This window comes from Paraburkholderia sabiae (assembly GCF_030412785.1).
Classification (GTDB): domain Bacteria; phylum Pseudomonadota; class Gammaproteobacteria; order Burkholderiales; family Burkholderiaceae; genus Paraburkholderia; species Paraburkholderia sabiae.
The window spans coordinates 567,019-588,290 of record NZ_CP125297.1 but is presented as its reverse complement, the minus strand read 5'-3'; the positions used below and the strand labels follow the sequence as shown (position 1 = coordinate 588,290).

The following is a 21,272-nucleotide window of genomic DNA, read 5'->3' as shown; positions in this document are numbered from 1 at the left end:
TCATTTCGAGTCCTTCAAAAGTCATGTCATTCGCGGGAAGATCAGTGTTCCGCCATGCGAGGCGAACTGCAGTTTGAGCCAACGACATGCGATTAACTCATCTGAACCGAACCAAACTACTTATCATCAGTCGCCGCAAACGTCGCGCCGACCAAACGCGCACAGAACCGCAAGCGCCACCATCACCTACATCTTGACCCGCCCCATATCCGTTGTTGCTCATCTTGCCACAGCGAGACATGTTGTTAACATGAATATTTCTGATGCAGTTCTAACGATTTTTAATGGCAACACGCATTGTCAATCACTGATGGACTAGTTCCCGTTACACAAAAATTACATACGATTCGAAAAGAAACCAACCTTAGCTCGATTTCTTTATCCACATGGTGACGCATTTTCTCTAACGCGTTGCATGCCCACTTCCTCATTCGCTTGTGGTCGCATTGATGGCAGAGAGTGTGACTATCGATAACTTCGGAAGATGTCGGGAGCTGGTAGTTACACGAACGGCTGCAGCTTTATATCCGTACATGGACTCCCGCCTATGAGCAAGATCGGTGTGCATTTTGAAGGTCTCGACTGCGTCCGTACATTCGGCTTTTTATGTGCCGGCCATCGGCACGAGCCATCATGGACGTTTGCGCGCTTGTCCCTCATCGGCCTCCTGGCTTCTTGATGCAGCCGCCGGATATATCAGGATCTACAAGCGCCGGTCCGACCGGTTCGCCATGCTTGCCGCTTCTTGCGCAATCGTGGATGGAGTGAAATTACTTCGATGCGTTACAAGCGAGCTACGCCAGCCTGAAGCTGTCATTGCTCGTCAGTATTGCCCACGCAATTCGCGCCGTCTTGTTCGCGAGCGCGATTGCAGCGATGCTCACGTGGCGGCGCTGCATCACAGCTTTGATCCAGCGACTATGTCGGTCGTCACGACGGTCTACAAAGCGCATTACAGCGCGCGCGCCCTGGACCAGCAGGGTGCGGAGATAGGTGTCGCCATGCTTTGTGATGCTGCCCAGCTTTGACTTGCCACCGCTTGATCGCTGCCTGGGCGTCAGACCCAACCACGCTGCGAACTGCCGCCCGTTCCTGAACTGCTGTGGATCTCCGACGCCGCTGAACAATGCGGTTGCTACGAGCGGTCCAATCCCGGGTACCGTAGCGAGACGCTGGCAGCTTTCATTGCGTTTGAATATCTCGGCAATCTCGGAAGCGAGTTCGTCGATCCATCGCTGTAACGCTGCCAACTGTTCGATGTACATTGAGCCAAGCCGTCGAAGCAGGATCGTGATGCGGGCATCAGCATCATTCACGAGTGCCACGACACCCTGTCTTAAATGAACGATACCCATTGGAAAGATGAACCCCTCTTCGGCAAACATGCTTCGTATCTGGTTTGATTTCGCTGTTCGCTCGTGAACGAGCCGCTCACGCATACGATGAACCGACTGCAGTGACTGCTGTTCAGCGCTTTTGATCGGTACCGGATGAATGCCAGGTCGTGACACCGCCGCGCAGATGGCCGAAGCGTCATTCGCATCGTTCTTGCCACCGACCAGAAAGGGTTTCACATATTGCGTTGGCAGAAGGCGCACCGTATGCCCTTGCGAGCTCAGTTCACGGGCCCAGAAGTGCGAACCATGACACGCTTCGATGCCGATCAGGCTTCGTTCCAGTTTCGAGAAGAACTTCAACACATCTGCTCGACGGAGCTTCCGCTGTATGACAGGTCTGCCACCACGATCGACGCCATAAACCTGGAATACGTTCTTCGCAATATCGAGACCAATGGTGAGCGCAGGCATAGATGTTCTCCCGGAAATTGGTGAGATCAGTGTCGCCCCGAAGGGGGCGGGAGTCCATACCATCAGCCTTGTTGCAGCTGATATTTTTGCTGCGGGCCCCTATGGAATCCGCTCACCCGCGCCTCATTTAGCCATCGAGCTCGAAGCTCTACTCTGGATTCAGGTTTAGCGAATCGTCGGTCCGATCTGTTTTGCCATCACTCTCGATTGCCAGCGCAACCTTTCGACGCTCCATCAATTAAAGGTCAACGATCTGTGTGAAACCAGCCGTTATGCCAGCTTCACGCTTACCCAGTCTGACTCATATTGGCGCCCATGAGCCAACACGGCCCATATCGTTCGCGCTATCTTGTTCGCCAGTGCAACGACCACTACATTCGGTGGCCGCCGTTTCTTCATTTGTTCGATCCAGGGATCAGGATTTTTCGCGCTGGTGATAACGCTGCGCGCACCGTGGATGAGCAACGTGCGCAAATAGATGTCGCCACGCTTGCTGATCCCATGCAGGTTTCTCTTGCCACCCGAACCCGTTTGCTTTGGTACGAGCCCGATACAGGCGGCAAACTCGCGGCCGGAGCGGAACACTTTTGCGTCGCCTATTGTTGCGACTGCCGCTGTCGCCGTCAGCAAAACCACACCGGGGATCTGGCTGATCGCCTTGACCTGCCTGTCTTCTTTTTCCATTCGCGCATCCGTCGCTCGATGGTGGCGATCTGACCGTCCACACTGGTCAATCCGCTCCACTGCTCCCGCAGCGTGTCAACGAGTACCGCTGGCGGGCGATCGGCAACCCGGGATAGCACCTCTGGCATTGCCCTGTCCAGAGCCGCTCGACCCTTGCCCATGACTTCGCCGTATTCCGTCAGCAGCCCGCGCAGCCCGTTGATTTGTGTCCACACCGTGAACGGCAAATGGCACGTTGATGCCGACTCGCGGCTTCCGCTGCGGCCTCGGGACGGGAGGTCCCTTTCATTCTCTAAGCAGAAGCGAGCGTCATATCAGTCCGTCTTCCCCGTCACGCGCCGGGCTTCTACAGTGACGGGGAGCGCCGTATCAGGTGCCATTTCGGGCAGCTCCAGCTGCCAGCCATTGGCCAGGGTAATGACCCCCCCCCATATATGGGCGCGCGCAACGGAAACGATTGGTTCCTCAAGATCCTTCTTCGGGACATAAGCGGTCAATGCTCCTCGTCTATCCCTGCAGATCATCACTTTCACGTCTGAAGCTCCTCAGTCTGTGTGGCAAACATATGCTGCATGCGCCATGGTCTTCGAGTAACGAGGAGAGCGGACGTCGCAACTCTCGGGCACGTGTGCCGTGCCACGCAGCAACTCATTGACAGTCATGGACCTAGTAGCTAGCCTTCATCGGATAACAGGCATGTTGATGAAAGCGCGATTTCTTCGTCAGTGTAGCCCGCGATCCGCGTCGAACCCGACGATCGCTCCGCGCGATCCGGCCGTCACGAGACTCATCTTCTTCCCGGTCGGGATATCCGCCATGGTTGCGGAGATCGCCCAGAGCGGCGAGGCATTTTCCCCACCGATATGCCGGCAGGGAGTGAAATGCGAGCGAAGAGGCCGTGGCCCGCTCGCGCGAGCACGTGATCGGGAAGATAATCGAGCGTGCACAGTTCCTTCGCGCGCATGCCGACCTTGCGATCAGTTTCAACGAAATGAACCGCATAGATGTAAAACCGTTGCAGGAACATGTCGATCCGGGTGACATAGCCTGTGTCGCCCTTGCTCACGAGAAGCTCGCCCATATTCTTGCCGGCATAGGTGCCATCGTTGCGAATTACCGAGCGCGCGATCACACGCTCGCCAATGCTGAACGATGGCGCACATGCGACCTCGATGGCGTCCTCGTTTTGCAAGTCACCCATCATTTGCTCCTGCGAAAGGCCAAGGTGTGCACTTCACGATGCCGGTGGCGGCAACAAGGGACGCCCGTGTCCGATCGCACCCACTTCAACGCGCCTGACACCGGGTTCGCCTTCGCTGGCGGCAACACCAGGTCCCGAATTGTCCTTCATGAACGCGAAACCCGACCGGTCAGGTGTGTCGACGAAGTCGATCGTCACACCGTCCAGCAGCAGGCGGCTTTCTGCGGGCAGGAAAAGACGCAGACCATTGATCTCCATCGCCTCGTCGCCTAGCTGCGCCCCGGTTACGGCACTGTCCGGCATCGTATCCGGAGCATCCACCAGAGTTCACCAGCAGACGAAATCCCGCACCAGATGGCAAGCCGGAAAAGCGCACAACACGGCGCATGAACTTTTCGGCAGCGGGTGTAACGGTAAGGTTGGGCAGCATGATTTCGATTCCGTCAAAGTGAGCAGTTGTTAGACGCAGGTGGCGCGACGCGCGGGGAAACGGGCTAGGCCGGAACGATGCATCCGTCCACGGGGCACACCGCCACGCATTGCGGAGTATCGAACTGTCCGTCGCACTCCGTGCATTTCTTCGGATCGATTGCAAAGACACCGTTTTTCTCACAGATGGCGACATTGGCACACTGCGGCTCGCAGGCGGAGCAGCCGGTACACGTTGACGCAATGATCTTCAGGGCCATGCGACACTCCTTGCAATGATGATCGGTGTACGCCCGGTCAGACAGACATGACTATCCTGCCTGCTGGGCGACGGCAGGCGCTTCGACGAACGACCCAAGCGTGTTATCTGTACGACGCCGCTACAGGCAGTCGAAGGCAGCATGCTGTCGCTCACGCTATCCATCCATAGATGGCTCGTAGCAACCGACGGCGGTTGCGCAGTAGGCAAAAGCGAGATCCGTGCCAATCGCGCGCGGCAGCCTATGGCGCAAATGCAGCGAACTCTTAGTTCATCTTGTCTCGCTACGCCGACATTCAAACCCGACAACTGGAGCCAAGCCTGTCGCTGTTACGACAAAACGGGATGACTGACCGGCACAGAGAACTTGGCTTCAGGTTCATCGAGCGCGACGTATCCCGCGCGATGAAACTACACGGTGCGCCCGGCGTCAAAACGGCGGTCCGCGACGCTAGGCGGCGAAATCACTCGGCGGTGACAGTGAAGTTCTTGGACGCGAAACTCAGGCCGCCCGGCGACGACGTGATCTCGAAGCCGTATTGGAGTTCGCCGATCGTAACGTCGTCGAAATAGTTAAGTGACTTCAGGTACTTCATGATCGCCAGCACATCGATCGTCGTGTCGTTGGTCTTAGTTGTGCGCACGAACGAATAAACCGGGTTGCTGCCGTTGCTGCCCACGTAGACGTTCCAAGTCCCACCGGCTAGCGAGACGTTGCTGTGCAGCGGTATTGCGCAACCAGCGGACGTCCAGTTGTAGGAGATCGGCTTGACATTACCGCACCCTTCCGAGGTTCCGGTGTAATTCAGCCAAACCATAATCTCGTGCGCATTGTTGCTAGCCCATATGTCGAGGGTCGATTCCCATGCACCGCCAGAAGGCGTAGTAGCCGATACCACCGCGGTCAGCGTGTTCAGCGAACCGATGGTCTTATTGATCAAGTAACCGATGTGCGGATAGGATTTGATGCCGCTGGTGTTAGGCTGATCCGAAGTTACGCCCCAGTCGAGGTTCGTGTTGGCCCAGATGGTCTGCGCACCCGCTTCCACATTGCGGCAGGGAGACCAGACGTCGTTGTTAAGGGTGTAGCCGCCGTAGATCCATGAGGCAAATAGATTGGTCGAGCGGCAGGACGAGGTTTCGGGGGAAGATGCAGACCAAGTCGCGGCTTGCGCGCTGCTGACGCAAAGCATCAGTGTGGCGGTGGCAGCGTAGCTTGCTAGGATCGAGATTCGGCGCATGGTATTGCTGCCTCCTGTCATGTGGATGGATCTGTAGGAATCAGTGGGGGCGAGCGGCTTGAGCAGCAGTCCAATCCAAAAGAAACACTGCGCGGGAGAAAGTTTGCGTGACGCTGTTGTCCAAGTCTCCCCCCTGCAACCATGTGAGCCACCGAATGCAAAACATCGCCCCCCAACGCCCGCGCGACGCATTCTGTTCCCACGAACTTGACTTCCTGCGCAGCCGTATCGATTTCTGCTTCAGGTCCATTGGAATAAGCCGGCGGCACGGCACGATTTTGAAAATAAATCGCCCAGAATGGTGAGCTCGGGACGAATGGTATGCCCTGCCCTGCCGACTGTGTGATACTGGGTCCATCCTTTGGCTCTGGTTCTGGTATAGATCTCACTGACGCACCAACCCCGGCCGAAGGTGCGCTCGCGATAAAACGCCTCTCCCGCAACGGCAGCAACTTACTGTAAGCGCTCAACGATGCGCGGTTAACCGATCCACTGAGACGCCCCGCTCCCATCGATTCTTTAAAGTTTCGCTGGCACCTGCGCACGCACGCCAGGATCACATTAAGCGGAGCGGGACACGCCCGCCAGTGCATCTCCGTCGAGTTTTCAGCTGTACATCCTTCTGTGTTCGACAATCTGATTCTCAGCGCAAACCTTTACAGCGGTCAATCGCAGCCTCAACTGTGCCGCACACCGCTTCCAGCACTAGTCTTGCACCAGCGGCTACGATCAAACGGAAACATAAAGTAGTCGATCACGGTGAGCGGTTCAGACTGGTCTCGAAGACCAACTTCCGGCCACTCATCCCTTTTCGGCCAGTACGCTGTACGAAAAATCGTGTCCCAGATAGTCGTGAAGAACCCGTAGTTTCGGCGTCGGTGATGCGGTTCCAACGAGTGGTGAATACGGTGGAATTTATTGTCGCCGATGACGTATCGAAGCAGACCAAGATTGACGCGGGTGCTAGAGTGCGAAAGATGCGCCTGAAAGGCAATCAGTGTCATCGCAACAACTGGCACCACGCCAGATTCAAAGTGAATCAGCGTGAGTGGTAGTGCCACAAACACTGCATAGATAAGCGGCTCGGACACGTGATGATTGCAATTCCAAGCTGTCAGCTCGCGAATCGAGTGATGAGTAGCATGCATGCGCCACATGAATGGAATAGCATGCTGAGCTCGATGCATCCAGTAGTAGAAAAAGTCGCCGGTGATCGCCACCAAGACCCCAGAAAGGACGGCCAAGCCCACGTTAATGATTGCGTTGTCTGAGTGAATCAATGTCGCGAAATTGACCGTTAGGAGCGGCTCGACCCCCAACCGTTCCAAACCGACGGCGTAGCCGTGCCAGACTACGGCACCGAGCCCAATGCGAATGATCCAATTCCGGACGCCGCGAACATAAGACGCAAAACTGTATCGATAAGCCGGAAGGATTAGCTCAAGCACGAGGCACAATGAAGCGAAGATCGCAACGAGCCTAAACGATTTCACAAAAAACTCGGTCATCTGATTAACATCGAGAATATGCATCTGTTTCGCTCCGAGAAAATCGACCGAACGTGCCTGCCTCCGGTCGGCGCAATTCTTGCGCCAAACGAGCCGACCTTCTTCACCGAGGACCATGGGTACACCGGTTATTGATCTTCAGCGCAGCCAGATAAGTCCGGTTCGGCGTCGATATCCGTGCCCGGCAAGGGCGTCAAATTTTACCTTCACGCCACATTCATATGGTCATCGTGGATTACCGTGCCGTCAGAACGGTGCGTCGCATACTATGCGGCATTTCCAAAAATTCCGAAAATCGATTGTTTGGATAGGCGCCATTTGATCTTTAAATGGTTAACGCTACTCCATGACGGAGTATGCTACTGACAATCAATAGATCTGACTCACTGTGAACGGCGTAAACGCACGTCTAGAGATCCTAATTATATCGCAACGTGATAGCCGGCGCAGCCATTCCACAGTCTTCATCGGTGTATCTCTGATCCGCGAATGCCACCTTGACCGCTTCTCCAGTGACCTGCTCTACTTGACGCGCAAGCTCGCCCACCTGCGCAAGTTCCTGCTCATTTGCTGGCGTCACCTGTACGGCCAGCAAATGTCGCAGCGTGTCTACTGCAAGATGGACACCTTGCTGCCGCGTTTGCGCTTATGACCATCATAGCCCGTACGTTGGCCGCTCTCATAGGTCGACTGCGCGCACCGTTGACCGGCAGGCCTCGCAGATAGGCGTCGCCTGCCTTCGTGATGCTGCCCAGCCGGGCCTTGCCGCCACTGCTGTATCGACCGGGCGTGAGTCCCATCCAGGCTGCCACCTGCCGGTCGTTTCTGAAGTCGTGCCCGGCACCGATACTGGCGAGCAATGCACTGGCCGTGGTTGGGCCGATGCCGCGCAACCGCATCAGCCTCTTGCTGCGCGCATCCTCACGCGCGATCTCAGCGATCGCACGGTCGTATTCGAGCAGGCGATCCTCGATATGGCCGGCATGCTCAAGCAGATCGCTGATGCTGCGCTTCGCCCAGCCAGACAATGTGTCCAGATGTTCCGTGATGTGTCTGCGCACCTTCTCCGGGCTCTGAGGCAGCACCACGCCGAATTCCGAGAGCAGGCCTCGCAACCGGTTGTAGGTCACGGGTCCGCTCTTCAACGAAACCTTGTCGTGTCCGATGCAGGCAAAGCGTTGCCTGCTGTTGTTCGTCCTTCAGTGGCACAAAACGCATGCTTGGGCGCGTCACCGCTTCGCAGATCGCAGCAGCATCCGCCGCGTCGTTCTTGCCGCGCTTGCCAGACATGCGAAGGCGCCACAAGGTTGTGGCGCCATGAGCTTGACCGTATGGCCGTGCTGCTGGAACAGGCGTGCCCAGTGATGCGCACCGGGACAGGCCTTCATGCCATGACGCACGGCGGCAAATGCGCAATCAACATCGCCAGTTGATCGCGCGGAACACGTGGCTTGACCAGCATCGCTTTGCCGGCCTCGTTCATGCCGTGAACGGCGAATACATTCTTGGCAAGATCGATTCCGATAGTGACAATAGGCATGGACTTCCCCCTCGCTGATGTCGATGAACTTCGCAACTTCATCCTGGCACATTGATGCCGACTCGCGGCTTCCGCCGCAGCCTCGGGACGGGGAAGTCCCTTTCATTCTCTAGTCAAGCGAAAGCAAGCGCGAAAGACATACCTCTGCGCACCCATCGCAAATCCCGCAATTCGGGCTCGCGCCTACATGTTGGCCGACGGATATTCTCCTCGCGGCGCCCATACGCGCGACTGCTCCGAGGAAGATTTCCATCACGTGGGCTCGTTCTGGAAGCCCTGCTTTCGCCTTCCGGATAGCTCCGCAGCCTGGATCGGCGCCAATCCTGCGCGGCACCGGCGTTTGCTCGCAACGGTGTAAGTGCCTAGCAATTTCGAGGCACCGATTACCCGCTAGCATGTCGTGATGCAAAGCATCGAAGACGCTCCAATAGCCTGGTGCGAGTATCAATATTATTTGTTTGATATACGCCCGGTGCTTTTGATATGGTCACATTCACCGTGACTTCAATGAATAGAATTTTGCGGCATGCTGCATACTTATCGACTACGGAATAGATCACTATCCATATTCACATCAACCATCGTTCCATAGGCGGATGCATTGCCATACGGAGACAATCCATGAAGAACCGTGTCGAATTTCTCACGATGTTTGTGGCCGACTGTTGACCTGCTGTATGACTACGCTCCCTTCCTCCAGCCTTCAGAGTCTGAAGGAGGAGTTGGCTACTTTCCGTCCGGCAAGCCCGCTCCCCGTGTTGCCATTCGTTGGAGCTGGTATCAGCGGCCTTGTGGCTGCCACAGAACTATTGCGAGCAGGTGTAAGCAACATTACATTATTTGAGGCTCGCGATCGCATTGGAGGAAGAATTTGTCCCAAACATTTGATCCAAAGCAAGGCCGGAAATGATCCTTCAAGGGATACCGGCCTCTATCTGGCTGGATGTGGCTGTTCTTTCACCGGTGGATGGATTGAGGGATCTGTGCAGACGGCTGCGAACAGTGCATGCGCCATGATACGCAGCACAGGAGCGAAGCTTCTGCCGGGTAACCCGCTTGACGAAGTGCGCAGCGTTTACCGTTACTGATACCGCATTCTCAAAGGCATTTGAGGCAATATGCATTTTGAAAACACCCTGCAATCACTGTGCGATCGCATACGGACTGGTGCACTGTCAGCAACTGAAATACAGGAGCGCATACTCGGCGCTGATGGACCTGCGGCGACACTCAACTGCTTCATTCGTACATGCGACGTAGAGACGCACTTTGCTAGAGCAAACGACGCCTTAAAAAGTGCACCACTATTTGGCATTCCTTTTTCACTAAAGGATAATATTTGTGTTAAAGGTCTCCCTGTCACTGCGGGAACACCGGGAATGGAAGATTGTATTGCCAAGCGCGATGCTTCTATCGTCAGGAAGCTGAAATCGCTCGGTGCTGTCGTCGCCGGCAAGAACAATATGCATGAACTTAGCTTTGGCATCACATCGATCAACCCTCAATGGGGGACTGTGGTGAATCCAGCAGCTCCCGAACATGTGGCCGGAGGCAGCAGTGGCGGTTGCGCCGCGGCTGTGGCAGCCGGCATCGTTCCCATCGCAATCGGGACGGACACCGGCGGCTCCGTAAGGATACCGGCCGCCTTCTGTGGCATTACCGGCTTTAGGCCCACAAGCGGTCGGTGGTCTTCAGCCGGTATCATCCCCGTTTCTCGAACCAAGGATTCTCCCGGCCTGCTGACGAAGACAGCGAAACATGTGCAGTTTCTATATGAGTTGCTATCCCCGGAAGATCGACTTCCGACAAAAATGAAAAGTAGCCGACGCCGAATCGGCCTTCCGGCGTCGATGTGGACGGAACTGGATGATGATGTCCGAAAGTACTGCGAGCACGCCATCAGACGACTGCCTCGTGCAGGTTTCCAATGCATCGAACTCGATGATTCGGCTGTTGCCAGGCTAAACAAGGTCGGAACGTTTACCGTTCCGATTTATGAATTTTTCACGGACTTCCCGCGGACATTGCTTTCGCTGGGGTGGGCGAACAGGATAAATACCGTATTCGCTAACATTCGTGACACTGACGTCCGCGATATCGTTCACACCAATCTGTCCGGAAAGCTTATCTCTTCCCGAGACTATTCATCAGCTATCCAGAGTATAGCTGCCTTACGCATGGAAATGAATGCGTTGTTTAGCATCTGGGACATTGATTTGATCGCTTACCCAACCGTTCCGCGTAGCGTACCGCGTCTGATCGATGCCAGGCGGCCTGGACTATTTGCAGACGTGATTCGCAACACTGATTTGGCCAGCAACGCTGCGATGCCTTCTATCACGCTTCCTGTCGCGCCCAATAAGTCACTGCCGGTGGGACTGAGTTTGGACGCTGCGCGAGGTCAAGATCGCCTTCTCCTGGCCGCGGCAACAAGTATTGAAGAAATTCTTATTTCGTAAAAGTGGGCTACCGTATAACTCCGCTCGGAGCAACAGCGGTAGCAGCCGGTCTCACACGCACTGTCGGGAGGGCGAACGGTAAATGCAAATTTCCTTGACGCGGATAAATGCGCTCTTTGACCCTAACAGTTTTGTTGACCACAACCAAGATGAGAGGAGTCATTTCATCTGCGGCGAAGGATTGATAAATTCAGTAAGGACGTTTCTGGTCATGAATCGCGGGCGAGACTGTGAGTTCCAAGGAAGTGGCCAGTGGTGCACTGCCAAGCAAATCATAAGCACGGTAACTCAGGCCCGGAATAACGGTGCCCCGTTGATCTACATTCAGGACCAGTCTGGAGGGACAGGCAATTTCGACACGTCAAAGGTGCTTTCGCGAGACATGTCCAGGCTGCTTTTGTCTCCCTCGGGAATGGGCCGGGTAAGCGCATCTATTGCGGAATTCGCAGAAACTCATCTGCTGATTTCCGCCATACTCGGTCCTACTTCAGGCCCGCTTGCTTTACCGCTGATGCTTGCCGACTTAGTACTTATGACTGAGAAGGGAGCTTTATGTATGGGTCGGCCGGATATGGTGAAGGCCATGCTGTCGCAGGAGTCCGACGTCTATTCACTAGGCGGAACAAACGTTCACAGCAAGGACTCAGGTTCGGTTCAACTGGTATTTGATGACGAAGGAGGCTTGTTCCGATGCTTAAAAAAATTGGTTAATGACATTTTCAACGGCAGATCACGCAGCGCTTTTGAATATCAAAATCCCGATCCGACGGATTTTGAAAAGTTGATACCATCGGATCACCGAAAACCGTATGACATGCATGATTTGCTATATTCCTTCATCGATAAAGGCAGCCTGACCGAAATAAGCGCACTACACGCAATGGAGATATTGACGGGCTATGCAACCATCCAAGGAAATCTGGTTGCGGTTATCGCCAACAACCCTCGACACAACGGAGGAATAATCCATCGAAAATCTGCGTCCAAAATGGTCAAAATGATAAACATCGCGGCGAAAACCAAAACTCCGATTGTATTTGTTGCTGATGTCCCTGGATTCATGATCGGCAAAGAAGCGGAGCGAAGCGGCATATTCTCTGCGGCAGCAGAATTGTTTCGATCGCATATTCAATGTAAGGTGCCGAAGTTACTTCTCGTTGCTCGAAAAGCTTACACGGGCGGTGTCTACGCTATGTGCGGGCCGGGGTTCGACCCGGTGGCAGTGCTGGCATATCCGCATGCGCACATTGGCGTTTTCAGCCCGGATACGATGAACAAAGTTTTATCCAGCCTTGATGAGGACGCCATGGCTACAGCGCGAACACTAACCAAAGAAATTGAAGACCCCAAGTTATTAAAAATTAGTGGATTAATCACCGATGTCATCAAGATAGAACAAACGAGAGACGAAATAACTAAATATTTATTCCCCAACAGATGACCGACCTCGTATTTTCCCAATCGTTTGCTTTTTAAAGTGTCAAGATTTATAATTATGTGCGAACTACAAGGCGCGATGCACTTCGAATATTTTCGTCAAAACGGCCAAGTATTGGCAGACTTCCTGATGCCTGATTCTGAGAATATTAGAAGCTTTGCGCCATTCCACTCACGATGGTTCCACCAAATCATGTCCTCGGGCTTCGTGGCAGCATTCTTTCGCTATTTTTGATGCAATCATTGCATCACACAGCGCACCGGAAGATGCTTTGGACCACCAACGAAGTTGGACGCGATGAATTCAATTTCACCCGCCGGCTCGATAAACCGCAACCTCGGAATCAGTTCTTCAAACAGGATGCGCATCTCCATGTTTGCGAGATGCTGACCAAGGCACACGTGGGCGCCAACGCCGAATGCAAGATGCCGGTTCGCTTTGCGGTCGATATTGAAATTGAACGGCTCAGGAAAGACTTCCTCATCACAATTTGCTGAGCCGTAGCAAAGCATCAGCCAATCGCCCTTTCGTATTGTTCGTCCTCGGACGTCGGTGTCGACAGTTGCCGTACGCATGAAATGTCGCACTGGCGATGCGTAGCGAAGGGTTTCGTCGAGAAACTGCGGAATCAGCGAATGATCCGCCTGAAGGCGCGGCAGAAGATCAGGGAAGCGGCTCAACGCCCACATCGCGACTGAGATGGACGATGAGACCGTATCGTGCCCCGCCGCGGCGATGATCACGTAATAGCCAAGAAGCGTTGCCTCATCGATAGGCTGGCCATTGACCACCGCGTTGGCTAGTACGCTCGCGATGTCGTTACGCGCATTCGCCCGACGGTCTTCGGTCAGGCGCTTGAAGTAGTCCTTGAAGTCGGCCACAACGGACAGCAGAGCCTTGCCCATTGCGCTGCTCGCGCCGCCTTGGCGCTGCATCTCGCGCTTGTATTCCGCATCCTCGCTTCCGAACATCTCATGGGTCAGAGCCAAAAGCCGCAGCGTATCCTCCTGCGGAACGCCGAGAATATCCATGATCACGTTCAGCGGGTAGTGGGATGCAACGTCGTTCGCAAAATCGATCACTTGTCCGTTTCGCTGCAGCAGTTTCTCGGTCATCGCACGTGCCAGCGATCGAATGCGGCCGTCAAGCTTGATGATGCTGTTCGGCATGAACCATGACTGTGTGAGCGCACGTAGATTCTTATGCTCTTCCCCATCGACATGCACAAGCGAGCGGACAATGTTCGGACTACCAGTTGCGGAAATGACATGCTCAATCGCCGCTCTCGGCCGGCAGACGACAGAATACTCGCCGCTGCAAAATGAGACGGTGTCTCGTGAAATCATGGAGACGTCGGCGTATTTCGTGACGACCCAGAACGGATCATGCCCGTCCGCCATTGCACGCCCGACAGGGTTGTTCGCGCGCGCCCAAGCATACGTTTCATGGAGACGATCAGGGTTGGTATAGTAATGCGGATCAACCAGATGGTTTGCCATGTATTTTGGCAGGTCGAAATTTGACATGTTTATGACGGTAGGACTGTTTAAAATACGTCGTGAAATCGACATGGCCAATAACCACACGCAAAAAAAGCACTGAAGCGGTTGCGACACAATTGCGTTCGCCCCATCGTCCCGCGAAACTTTCTGAGACTGGGACCGATACGCCGTGATGCACGCACTTCACGACCACCACTTGCTGCAACGTTCGCGCAGTCGATGTCCACGCGTGCCCCGAATGATGGCTTGGATGCGCGTAGAGTATCGTGAGCTTGTCAAGTGACTGGCTCGGCGCGCCTGCAATTGCGTCGACATCTGCGCCGATTTCGCGGGCTCCGTGCTCTTTCATTCGGTTATCGACCGTATTCCTCTTGAATGTTGCAGTGAATACACAAATTCCCACCTTGCATGTTGACCGTTCGGGGGCAGAGATCGTACGACTGGTGAAAATCTTACGCTTCTTGCGATCATGAAGGCAACGACCTTAAGCTGATAAAGGTGTTCGCCCCTGCTATCAGGGCGAGGGAACCGAGCGTAGCGAATGCGGCTGACAATATCGCGGTGAGTTGGTTTACTCGAAGTAACTGGCCAAACAGCGAAGCGGTCGACCTATCAATCACGGCATAAGTGTACCGTTGCACCTTTCATCGGAAAAGAGCTTGCAAATAGGCGGCATGATTGAAATCAATGGTTTAGTGCGGCACCAAGCTCGACTGTGACAGCGAAATCGATTTTCGCCAGCATCGGCTCGGGGTCGATACAATCGATCCGGGCTGTGTCGCGATAAAGCGGTCGAGACGAGCATATGCGCCTCGTGTGTGACGTTTGCGATGTTTCGCTCATGCGAGGGCCAGTAGTGATGGCGCGCTCATAGTAGCAGATAGCTTCCGGAAGGCCGCCGGGGTCAGCAAATAGATGGAGAGACACGGGTTGCGTGGGCAACTTTTCGGCCACGTTCCAGGGCAGCAGGTCGTCAATTCGATTGCTTTGTGGTCGGCGACGTGAGCCAGAGCGTTCTGAGCGTAAAACCTGTCAGCCGTTGGCGCATAGCCAGCCAGGCCGCCCTGTTACTATCTTCACTCCTCGACAATCGAGGATTTGGCCAGCTAGGCCCGGCATGATTCTCGCCCCCAGTCGCAGTCATGATCCGGGGGTGTTGTCACCGGGCCTGGTGGGTGGCTGGTGATCGCTAATAGGGGCTCGGCCACGATATCTTGAGGCCGTCCGTAACGTGGATGCCGAGACTTGCCACCGATGTTGCAGGCCAAACCGTTCAACCTGCAAAGCCTTCGATGCAAGAAAACCAACAACATAGCTCAGTCGACGTATTCGTCGGCGTCGATGTCGGCAAAGGCCATCATCATGCCGTCGCCCTCGATCGGACTGGAAAGCGCCTGTACAACAAGGCACTGCCCAACGATGAGGCCAAGCTGCGCGCCCTCATCACCGAACTCAAGACGCACGGCCAGCTCCTGTTCGTCGTCGATCAGCCCGCCACCATCGGCGCGTTGCCCGTGGTAGTCGCCCGTGATGAAGGTGTCCTGGTCGCATATCTACCGGGTCTGGCTATGCGCCGCATCGCCGACCTGCACGCGGGTGAAGCCAAGACCGATGCCCGCGATGCCGCCATCATTGCTGAAGCCGCGCGCTCGATGCCGCATACGCTCCGCTCACTTCGATTGGCTGACGAGCCGCTCGCCGAACTCACCATGCTGTGCGGCTTCGACGACGATCTCGCGGCACAGATCACGCAGACCAGCAACCGCATTCGAGGCCTGCTCACCCAGATCCATCCGGCGTTGGAACGGGTTCTGGGACCGCGCCTCGACCATCCGGCCGTGCTCGATCTGCTTGAACGATATCCGTCACCCGCCGAGCTCGCCTCAGCCAGCGAGAAAACACTCGCCAACCGCCTCATCAAACTCGCACCTCGCATGGGCAAGAGCCTGGCTGCCGAAATCGTCCGGGCGCTCAGCGAACAGGCGGTGATCGTGCCCGGTACTCAGGCAGCAACCATCGTCATGCCACGTCTTGCCCAGCAGCTCGCGTCCTTGCGCAAGCAACGCGAGGAAGTTGCCAGCGAAGTTGAACGCCTGGTGCACGCACACCCTCTTTGGCCGGTCCTGACCAGCATGCCGGGAGTCGGCGTCAGGACCGCCGCCAGACTCCTCACTGAAGTCGCTCACAAAGCGTTCGCCTCAGCCGCGCATCTGGCTGCCTACGCCGGCCTCGCCCCGGTCACCCGACGCTCGGGCTCGTCCATTCGGGGCGAACATCCGTCCCGACGGGGTAACAAGGTGCTCAAGAGAGCGCTCTTCCTCTCGGCCTTCGCTGCCCTGCGCGACCCACTCTCAAGAGGCTATTACCCGCGCAAGGTCCAGCAGGGCAAGCGCCACAATCAGGCGCTCATCGCTCTCGCACGACGACGCTGCGACGTGCTGTTCGCCATGCTGCGCGACGGCACCCTTTACCAACCAAAATCCGCCTCTACTGCTTGACGAATCACATAGGGGCACCCCCCCACAATTGACTGATCCGACACTCGCCCTACAGTTGGGGATTGGCCAGAATAAACGTTTCAAAAGAGTTTGAACTTTGTCTTCTCGCCGCACTGGCTGATCTAATGGCTCAGCGTACCGTAACGATATGGCTGAACGCTCAGTAAGTCACCAGTGCTTTTTCGCTCCAGCTCGCAGGCACTTATCCGACAGATGCACAGGACTCTGTCGGTGCTGCAACAAAGCGCACAAACGCCTTCCACGAGAAGAGCCACCAGACTTACACAATTGCACCCCATCGCGTCGTTCCATTGACAGAAGCTCGCCTGCTGCGCCGGGGAACGTGTACTGGAGCCCTTGTTCCGGTTAGCTCTACCGTCCGTCGAGGAACGCCGGCCTGAACTCGGAGACGACTTCAGGCCAAGTAGGTTCTGTCCGCTGTCATTGCACCTGGGCGAACGGCGTACCCGTCGCGAAGAACCCGGCGTGCCGCGGACAGGCGGGCTGTTGCGCACTAATGCGACGGAAGATGCGCCACTACGAAAGCTAACACTGCCATAGGTCCGACGCCCTTCCGACAGAAAGAGCATGCGCGCCATTCACCTCCGTTTATTCGACGATCAACCCATGCCGGACGGAATACCGTATCATCTCCACATTGTTGGAAAGTCCGAGCTTCTGCATTAGGCGCGTCTTGTATGTACTGATCGTTTTCGCGCTGAGCGAGCACGCGTCGGCGATTTCGTTGATGCTCCCGCCCGCCGCGAGCATCTGCAGCACCTGAAATTCGCGATCCGACAGCACTTCGTGCGGCGGCACGTCGCCGCGCTGTGTTTCGAAGACCATGGCATCGACGAGTTTCGGGTCGATGAAGCGGCCGCCTTCCGTGAGCTTGCGGATCGCCGCGAGCAGCACGTCCGGGTCGCTGTCCTTGGTCAGATAGCCCGTCGCGCCCGCGCGCAATGCGCGCGATGCCACCTGTGCTTCATCGTGAATGCTCAGCACGAGTACAGGCAGCGACGGTTGCTCCACCCGCACTCTGCGGATCAGATCGACACCACTGATGCCGGGCATTGTCATGTCGAGCAGCAGCAGATCCACGACGCAACTGCGCAGCCTGTCGATCACTTCCGTCCCTTGCGCCGCTTCCGCCGCGACCATGATATCGCTCGTGGTTGCGATGATCTGCCTGAGTCCGCCACGAACAATCGCATGATCGTCCGCAATGAGTATTCTAATCATGTTCGACGTCCGCCATCGAGCGGAATGTGAATGGAAACCGTGGTCCGCGCACCCGGCCGGCTGCCGATCAGAAACGATCCACCGATTAGCAGCGCGCGATGCCGCGCATGAAAGCAGCGCCTGAAGACCGTGAGAAACAACGCATCGACTGCCTCGCTCACTAGGTTGACGAGCGCGGTGCGGCGAAGTAGCAATGGAGATTCGACACCGTTACCTCACGCCAATCCGCTGGATATCAGCCTTCACTCGGCGCACAAGATAGTCTTGTTGCACCATCACGATCCAGCGTGATCGCGTAACTAAAGCCGAGCAGCGTCGCGAGAAACCGAAGTTTCGGGGCGTCGCCGCGTGTAGCCAAACCGTTCTACCGCGCGTTCAACCTGACTAACGCCATATTTCCCGCGAGTGTCGCCGTTTGGCTATCCTATTCTGCACTCGGTCTCAAAGACGAATTCACTGCGCCCGCGGGGGTCCGAAATGGCCTGATGAAACGGTGTGCCGCTCCCCGAGTGCGTCTTGCCCTGATTCTTCTCTGCGGTTATTGCCTGCTTCTTCACTCCTTACGCCTGCGACGCTAACCGGGTGCTTTTCCGGCGACACGCCCACAGCCATCGGACTCGCCACGGGCGCCGGGCGTTCGATGAGAACGTCGATCTTGTCCGCCGTTTCGCAAAGCGAGCAAGATCCGTATTTGCCAAGTTAGTCCGTGTCGTAGCGGCGCGATTTACGCATTGTTTTGCCCAAACGTCTCAGCGCGGCAGGCGTTCTGTCTCATCGCTCGCTCCGAGAGATAGGCAATTGTCACACTTCGCGTGCCATGCCATTTTCGACGGCGGAGTTTCGCACAACCGGTTTAACGACACTGTCAGGGTGCACTGGAATACCGAGGCAGAACATCCTGATTAACGCGTCAGGAACTCCTGAGCACCATTTGCTCGTAGAGCCTGCTGGCGATGCTGAAGACGAAATGCGCTTTATCGCGACCATCGCTTCCCGACGATTGCCATCAGTTGCGCTGTGCGACCGTGCTACCGCCTCCAGTTGAGCATGCGCGCATCGAAAAGTTATTGCTCGAACGGAACGTTGCCGTCCACTACGCAATCATTCGACGTTGGTGCAACACGTTCGGCGCAGGCTTCTCACGGTGCGGTCAAAGCGGCTCGCCGCGCATCCCGCACCACACGACATTTGATGACGTGCTTGGACGTTTCGCGGCGCCGTGAGCGCCTCGAGGGCAAGCGCATTCGGCTGAAGTCCTGGTCGGTTGTCGCGCCGTCGCGGGGAGGCGGGTCTCGAGATCGGCGGGCAGAAGTGCACGCTGCGCGGCTGGATGCGCTCAAACGCACACGGGTCGCCGCTTTCCGATTCGCGTAACACCGATTTTCCGGGCGGTCGACCTAACCTGAGCGCCTGTGCTCCACGGCGAACTTGATCTGCTCGGCCTGATCATCAATTTCGAGTTTGCGCTCCAGATTCTGCCGATGCGTTTCAACGGTTCTCACTGACAGACCGCAGCGCTGTGCGATCTGCTTGCTCGACAGACCTTCGGCCAGTTGATCAAGAATGTTACGCTCTCGCGGTGTCAAACGCTCCCTAGGATCACGAAGGGTCGATGCCTGGATAAGCCGCGCGCCAAGTTCTTCGCTGAAGAACGTCTTCCCATCAAGAACCGCACCGATCGCGCAAATGATTTCCGCGCCCGGCAAATCCTTCAAAATATAGGCGCGAGCACCGGCGCGAACGGCGTTGGTCACATACTCAACGTTGTCGTGCATCGACAGCACGAGCACGCGTATGTCAGGAAAGCGCTCATGCAACAGCGCCGCGAGCGTCATCGCGTGTTCCGCATGCCTCGCTTCGCCGACGACTGCAAAGCCTGGCACAGCCTCCAGCCGCGCGCGCAAGCCGTCGCGCACGAGCGGGTGATCGTCGACGAGGATAAGGCGCGCAGCGTCCTTAGAATCGCTCATAAGTGGTTCGCCTCCAGTTCTTCCCGAAGCAAGCCGTTCACGAAAAGCGGCACGGTCGCCATGACTGTCGTATGGCCGGCGCGTGAATCGAATTGCAGGTTGCCGTTGAGCGCCTCGAGCCGCTCGCGCATATTGCGCGGACGGACGCCCGCATGCGGATCGGCCTGCACCCGCGCGACATCGAAGCCCCGTCCGTCGTCGCTGATCGAAAGCGTGACATTGCCGGCCGACACTTCGAGCGACAACGCCGCGCGAGCCGCGTGCGCGCGCCTGAAAATATTGGTCAACGCTTCCTGCGCGATACGGAAGAGCGCCGTCTTCATCGTATCGGGCAAGTGCGCAGCGTGATCGTGCGCAATCTGCGTAAATCAAATTGACAGATGACTCTGCGCGCTCAGTTCGCGCGTCAGCTGTTCGGGCGCGGTGGCAAGATCATCGAGCATCGAGGGACGCAGCACATGCGAAATACGACGCACTTCGCGCAATGCATCGCCAAGCGTTCCGATGCCCGTGGACAATGCAGCTTCCGCCGGCGGGACGCGCGTTGCGCTCAGTTCGAAGCGCGCCAGCGCCGATTCGAGCAACAGCTTCACGGACACCAGCATCTGACTGATGCCGTCATGCAACTCGCGCGACAGCCGCGCGCGCTCGATTTCCTGCGATTCGACCACCTGTTGCGCGAGCCGCTTTAGCTTCGCGTCCGCGCTGCGATATTCGCTGACGTTGAGCACCAACGCGCGCACGGCGATCACGCCCAGACCGGCGAGCGCGATCGCGCCGATCCACAGCATCGCGCGCTCGATATCCGCCGACGCACGCTGGTCGATGCGCACGAGCGTGGTGTCCACGTCGACGAGATAGATGCCGGTGCCGAGCATTCAGCCCCAACGCGGCAACGGCACCACATAGCCGAGCCTCGGCGCGAGCTTGTCGGTCGAAGGACGATGCCACACATAGCGCACATAGCCGTCGCCCTGCGCTGCGGCGGCGATCAGTTGCTGGATGGTCAGCGAGCCCGCCGGGTCGCGCAAGGTCCACAGGTCGCGTCCGACCAGATCCGGCTCGCGCGAGTGCATCAGTGAGCGGCCATGCATGTCGTAGACGAAGAAGTAGCCGTCTTGGCCGAAGTCCATCTTTTCGAGCATCGCAAGCGCACGATCGCGCAAGATCGCGTCGTCGCGCGCGTTGCGGCCTGCTTCGTCGTGGAGCGGCTTGATCGCGGTCGTGGCCAGATCGACGTAATGGCCCAACTCGATCTCCTTGCTCGCCATGTATGACGACTGCGTCGTATTGTGCCGCGATCGCGGCCAAAACGGCACGATGGCGAGCAGGAAAATGTTTGCCTTGAGTTTCATCTGCGAATAGCCGGTCGGACTGCCTACGAAGTTCCACGTAGCGCGCTTACGTAGTTGTGCGCTTGTGGCGCATGCGACGAACACGAATACTACACGCCCAAAGCATCGCACATCTTCGACCATGCGCGGCGTCACGCA

General features: G+C 56.5%; 13 protein-coding genes and 5 pseudogenes. 4 read left to right on the top strand and 14 right to left on the bottom strand.

Annotated elements, in window-relative coordinates; all coding sequences use genetic code 11:
- Positions 1–794: 794 nt before the first annotated feature.
- The 10 genes and pseudogenes from QEN71_RS42500 to QEN71_RS42455 form a co-directional block, all read right to left on the bottom strand.
- Entirely contained in the window at positions 795–1,808 is a 1,014-nt protein-coding gene (locus QEN71_RS42500) for an IS110 family RNA-guided transposase (RefSeq protein ID WP_201663009.1), read from the bottom strand.
- 270 nt (positions 1,809–2,078) lie between these two features.
- Positions 2,079–2,698 (bottom strand): annotated as a pseudogene (locus QEN71_RS42495) (IS110 family RNA-guided transposase); the annotation flags it as partial.
- A 108-nt stretch (positions 2,699–2,806) separates the two neighbouring features.
- The gene (gene nifT, locus QEN71_RS42490; protein ID WP_201661270.1) at positions 2,807–3,025 is read right to left on the bottom strand and encodes a putative nitrogen fixation protein NifT; all 219 of its coding nucleotides are present in this window, start codon (positions 3,023–3,025) and stop codon (positions 2,807–2,809) included.
- A gap of 254 nt (positions 3,026–3,279) precedes the next feature.
- The gene (locus tag QEN71_RS42485) at positions 3,280–3,693 is read right to left on the bottom strand and encodes a nitrogen fixation protein NifZ (RefSeq protein WP_233472155.1); all 414 of its coding nucleotides are present in this window, start codon (positions 3,691–3,693) and stop codon (positions 3,280–3,282) included.
- Positions 3,694–3,726: 33 nt separating this feature from the next.
- A pseudogene (locus tag QEN71_RS42480) lies at positions 3,727–4,123 on the bottom strand (HesB/IscA family protein).
- A gap of 64 nt (positions 4,124–4,187) precedes the next feature.
- A complete protein-coding gene (locus tag QEN71_RS42475) occupies positions 4,188–4,382 on the bottom strand; it encodes a 4Fe-4S dicluster domain-containing protein (protein ID WP_201661257.1) in 195 nt (64 codons plus the stop codon).
- Between the two features lie 463 nt (positions 4,383–4,845).
- Entirely contained in the window at positions 4,846–5,622 is a 777-nt protein-coding gene (locus QEN71_RS42470; protein ID WP_201661272.1) for a GH12 family glycosyl hydrolase domain-containing protein, read from the bottom strand.
- Positions 5,623–6,299: 677 nt separating this feature from the next.
- Entirely contained in the window at positions 6,300–7,154 is an 855-nt protein-coding gene (locus QEN71_RS42465; protein ID WP_201661321.1) for a sterol desaturase family protein, read from the bottom strand.
- 415 nt (positions 7,155–7,569) lie between these two features.
- Positions 7,570–7,832 (bottom strand): annotated as a pseudogene (locus tag QEN71_RS42460) (transposase); the annotation flags it as partial.
- Positions 7,820–8,670 (bottom strand): annotated as a pseudogene (locus tag QEN71_RS42455) (IS110 family RNA-guided transposase); the annotation flags it as partial. The pseudogenes QEN71_RS42460 and QEN71_RS42455, both read right to left, overlap by 13 nt.
- A gap of 596 nt (positions 8,671–9,266) precedes the next feature.
- Here QEN71_RS42455 and QEN71_RS42450 point away from each other — a divergent pair.
- The 3 genes from QEN71_RS42450 (at position 9,267) to QEN71_RS42440 (ending at position 12,570) form a co-directional block, all read left to right on the top strand.
- Entirely contained in the window at positions 9,267–9,758 is a 492-nt protein-coding gene (locus tag QEN71_RS42450; RefSeq protein WP_322791192.1) for an FAD-dependent oxidoreductase, read from the top strand.
- Positions 9,759–9,788: 30 nt separating this feature from the next.
- The gene (locus QEN71_RS42445; RefSeq protein ID WP_201661274.1) at positions 9,789–11,129 is read left to right on the top strand and encodes an amidase family protein; all 1,341 of its coding nucleotides are present in this window, start codon (positions 9,789–9,791) and stop codon (positions 11,127–11,129) included.
- 82 nt (positions 11,130–11,211) lie between these two features.
- On the top strand, positions 11,212–12,570 hold the full coding sequence (locus tag QEN71_RS42440; protein WP_201661276.1) for a carboxyl transferase domain-containing protein: 1,359 nt from the start codon (positions 11,212–11,214) through the stop codon (positions 12,568–12,570).
- A gap of 236 nt (positions 12,571–12,806) precedes the next feature.
- Here the strand turns inward: QEN71_RS42440 and QEN71_RS42435 are convergent, their stop codons facing one another.
- Complete coding sequence (locus tag QEN71_RS42435) at positions 12,807–14,099, bottom strand: cytochrome P450 (protein WP_201661323.1); 1,293 nt, start codon at positions 14,097–14,099, stop codon at positions 12,807–12,809.
- A 1,262-nt stretch (positions 14,100–15,361) separates the two neighbouring features.
- Between QEN71_RS42435 and QEN71_RS42430 the strand changes: the two genes are divergently transcribed.
- Complete coding sequence (locus QEN71_RS42430; protein ID WP_201661279.1) at positions 15,362–16,567, top strand: IS110 family RNA-guided transposase; 1,206 nt, start codon at positions 15,362–15,364, stop codon at positions 16,565–16,567.
- A gap of 609 nt (positions 16,568–17,176) precedes the next feature.
- Here QEN71_RS42430 and QEN71_RS42425 read toward each other — a convergent pair.
- The 3 genes and pseudogenes from QEN71_RS42425 to QEN71_RS42415 form a co-directional block, all read right to left on the bottom strand.
- Entirely contained in the window at positions 17,177–17,809 is a 633-nt protein-coding gene (locus tag QEN71_RS42425; protein ID WP_201661282.1) for a response regulator, read from the bottom strand.
- Between the two features lie 1,397 nt (positions 17,810–19,206).
- Positions 19,207–19,779 (bottom strand): LuxR C-terminal-related transcriptional regulator, encoded by a 573-nt coding sequence (locus QEN71_RS42420; RefSeq protein ID WP_201661285.1) that lies wholly within the window; start codon positions 19,777–19,779, stop codon positions 19,207–19,209.
- A pseudogene (locus QEN71_RS42415) lies at positions 19,776–21,134 on the bottom strand (cache domain-containing protein). Before QEN71_RS42415 ends, QEN71_RS42420 begins: the two are co-directional and overlap by 4 nt.
- Between the last annotated feature and the right edge of the window lie 138 nt (positions 21,135–21,272).

Coding starts and splice junctions, on each gene's coding strand:
- QEN71_RS42500 (WP_201663009.1), bottom strand. CDS start 1,808: ATGCCTGCGCTCACCATTGGTCTCGATATTGCGAAGAACGTATTCCAG.
- QEN71_RS42445 (WP_201661274.1), top strand. CDS start 9,789: ATGCATTTTGAAAACACCCTGCAATCACTGTGCGATCGCATACGGACT.
- QEN71_RS42465 (WP_201661321.1), bottom strand. CDS start 7,154: ATGCATATTCTCGATGTTAATCAGATGACCGAGTTTTTTGTGAAATCG.
- QEN71_RS42420 (WP_201661285.1), bottom strand. CDS start 19,779: ATGAGCGATTCTAAGGACGCTGCGCGCCTTATCCTCGTCGACGATCAC.
- QEN71_RS42475 (WP_201661257.1), bottom strand. CDS start 4,382: ATGGCCCTGAAGATCATTGCGTCAACGTGTACCGGCTGCTCCGCCTGC.
- QEN71_RS42430 (WP_201661279.1), top strand. CDS start 15,362: ATGCAAGAAAACCAACAACATAGCTCAGTCGACGTATTCGTCGGCGTC.
- QEN71_RS42470 (WP_201661272.1), bottom strand. CDS start 5,622: ATGCGCCGAATCTCGATCCTAGCAAGCTACGCTGCCACCGCCACACTG.
- QEN71_RS42425 (WP_201661282.1), bottom strand. CDS start 17,809: ATGATTAGAATACTCATTGCGGACGATCATGCGATTGTTCGTGGCGGA.
- QEN71_RS42485 (WP_233472155.1), bottom strand. CDS start 3,693: ATGGGTGACTTGCAAAACGAGGACGCCATCGAGGTCGCATGTGCGCCA.
- QEN71_RS42450 (WP_322791192.1), top strand. CDS start 9,267: ATGCATTGCCATACGGAGACAATCCATGAAGAACCGTGTCGAATTTCT.
- QEN71_RS42440 (WP_201661276.1), top strand. CDS start 11,212: ATGCAAATTTCCTTGACGCGGATAAATGCGCTCTTTGACCCTAACAGT.